The sequence below is a fragment of the Bradyrhizobium sp. YR681 genome (assembly GCF_000282615.1).
Taxonomy (GTDB): Bacteria; Pseudomonadota; Alphaproteobacteria; order Rhizobiales; family Xanthobacteraceae; genus Bradyrhizobium.
In genome coordinates, this window is the sequence record NZ_AKIY01000146.1 from 1 (window position 1) to 2,468 (window position 2,468).

Annotated in this window: 4 protein-coding genes; all 4 read right to left on the bottom strand. The window is 64.3% G+C overall.

Annotation, left to right across the window (positions count from 1 at the left end; genetic code table 11):
• Positions 1-135, bottom strand: a 135-nt coding sequence (locus PMI42_RS12460) for a MerR family transcriptional regulator (protein ID WP_008134370.1), incomplete at its 3' end; no start/stop codon positions are given.
• Between the two features lie 27 nt (positions 136-162).
• Positions 163-504: an integration host factor subunit alpha gene (locus tag PMI42_RS12465; protein WP_193376334.1), complete on the bottom strand. Its 342-nt coding sequence runs from the start codon at positions 502-504 to the stop codon at positions 163-165.
• 134 nt (positions 505-638) lie between these two features.
• The gene (locus PMI42_RS12470; RefSeq protein ID WP_008134373.1) at positions 639-1,619 is read right to left on the bottom strand and encodes a beta-ketoacyl-ACP synthase III; all 981 of its coding nucleotides are present in this window, start codon (positions 1,617-1,619) and stop codon (positions 639-641) included.
• Positions 1,616-2,468: phosphate acyltransferase PlsX (gene plsX, locus PMI42_RS12475; RefSeq protein WP_008134375.1), on the bottom strand; the 853-nt coding region annotated here is incomplete at its 5' end. The genes PMI42_RS12470 and plsX, both read right to left, overlap by 4 nt.

The window sequence follows — 2,468 nt, forward strand, 5'->3', positions numbered from 1 at the left end:
GCGGCGGCCGCCGCTGCGCTTCATCGGCTTGATCTGGGAGAATCGGGTCTCCCAGAACCGCAGCACGTGCTGCGGAATGTCGAGTTCCTGCGCTACTTCGCTGATGGTTCGGAACGCATCCGGCGCCTTGTCCAAATGCCAAATCCTTCGCGCGAGGCGGACTTACGCCTCGGGTTGAGTCTTGCTGGCATCGCCATTGGCGCGGTGCTGGCCGTTGATCCGCTGCTTCAGGATCGCCGATGGCTTGAACACCATCACCCGGCGCGGCGAGATCGGCACCTCGGTGCCGGTCTTCGGGTTGCGGCCGATGCGCTGGCCCTTCTTGCGGACCATGAAGGAGCCGAACGAGGACAATTTCACCGTCTCGCCCTTCTCAAGGCAGTCGGTGATCTCCTTCAGCACGAGTTCCACGAACGCAGACGATTCCGTCCGCGACAGCCCCACCTTCTGGTAGACGGCTTCGCAGAGATCGACACGCGTTACGGTTTTACTTTGATCGGTCATCGCCCTGCCCCACATCACGGCGAACAATTGTTGTCTGAAATTATGAGGTTACGATACGGCGGTCAACAGCGCTCATCAATGCAGACGCATCGATAATCGGCGTAGATTCGGGCAAAATTTTATCGACTGTGGCCCTACCAGCGCACGAGCGCGGAGCCCCAGGTGAAGCCGCCGCCCATCGCCTCCAGCAAAACCATGTCGCCGCGCTTGATGCGGCCGTCCTTGCGCGCCACCGCCAGCGCCAGGGGAATCGAGGCCGCCGAAGTGTTGCCGTGACGGTCCACCGTCAGCACCACCTTCTCGGGCGCGATGTGGAGCTTGTGGGCGGAGGCGTCGATGATTCGCTTGTTGGCCTGATGCGGCACGAACCAGTCGATGCTGTCGGCATTGAGCCCGGTCGCCTCGAAGGCATCGACGATCACGTCGGTGATCATGCCGACCGCGTGCTTGAAGACCTCGCGGCCCTCCATGCGCAGATGACCGACGGTCTGGGTCGAGGACGGTCCGCCGTCGACGAACAGTTTTGCCTTGTGGCGGCCGTCAGAGCGTAAGTGCGTGGTGACGATGCCGCGGTCGGTGGCGGCATCGCCGGGCTGCTCCTGCGCCTCCAGCACGACTGCGCCTGCGCCATCGCCGAACAGCACGCAGGTGCCGCGGTCGTTCCAGTCGAGGATGCGCGAGAAGGTCTCGGCGCCGATCACCAGCGCGCGCTTGAAGGCGCCGGTGCGCAGGAAATTGTCGGCCGTGGCGAGCGCGAACACGAAGCCCGAGCACACCGCCTGAAGATCGAACGCGGCGCCATGATTGATGCCGAGCCCGTGCTGCACGGCGACCGCGCTCGCGGGGAAAGTATTGTCGGGCGTCGAGGTCGCCAGCACGATCAGGTCGATCGACTGCGCGTCGAGACCTGCATCGGTGAGCGCAGCCTGCGCCGCCTTGATCGCCAGATGCGAGGTGAACTCGCCCTCGGCCGCGATGTGCCGCTCGCGAATGCCGGTGCGCTGCACGATCCACTCGTCGGACGTGTCGATACGCGCCGCCAGTTGGGCGTTGGTCACCACCTGCTCCGGCAAGTAAGAGCCGCAGCCCAGCACGACCGAACGAATTTTGGTCACGAAACATCCTCCGGCGCGGGCTGCACGGAATTGAGTGCCCCACCCTCGCGGTTGAGCATCTGATTGATCTTGTTCAGGAGATCGTAGTGGGCCATCTCATAGCCAACATCGATCGCATAGGCAAAGCCTTCGGCGCTGGTTCCGCCGTGGCTCTTCACCACCAGTCCGTTCAGCCCAAGGAACACGCCGCCATTCGACTTGTTCGGGTCCATCTTGTTGCGCAGGGCCTGGAAGGCGCTGCGGGCAAAGAGGTAGCCGAGCTTGGACAACCAGCTCCGCTGCATCTCCTCGCGGAGTAATTCGGCCATCTGCCGCGCGGTTCCCTCGGCGGCCTTGAGCGCAATATTGCCGCTGAAACCCTCGGTGACGATGACGTCGGCCACCCCTCTGCCGATGCCGTCACCCTCGACGAAGCCGATATAGTCGAGCTCCGGCAGGTTCCGGGCACGCAGGATTTCGCCGGCCTCGCGGATCTCCTCGTGCCCCTTGATCTCCTCGGTTCCGATATTGAGCAGCCCCACCGTCGGCCGCTTCTTGTCGAACAGCACGCTCGCCGTGGCCGCCCCCATGAGCGCCAGCGACACCAGATGATGGGCGTCGCCGCCGATGGTGGCGCCGAGATCGAGCACGACGGATTCCCCGCGTTTGGTCGGCCATATCCCCGTGATCGCCGGGCGGTCGATGCCCTTCAGGGTACGCAGGTGGAAGCGCGACATCGCCATCAATGCGCCGGTATTGCCGGCGGAGACCGCGACATCCGCCTCCCCCTTCTTCACCGCATCGATGGCAAGCCACATCGAGGAGGTCTTGCGGCCGCGCCGCAGCGCCTGGCTCGGCTTGTCCGAGCCG

Excerpts from the sequence above, each read along its gene's own strand:
- PMI42_RS12465 (WP_193376334.1), bottom strand. The coding sequence starts at position 504 with ATGACCGATCAAAGTAAAACCGTAACGCGTGTCGATCTCTGCGAAGCC.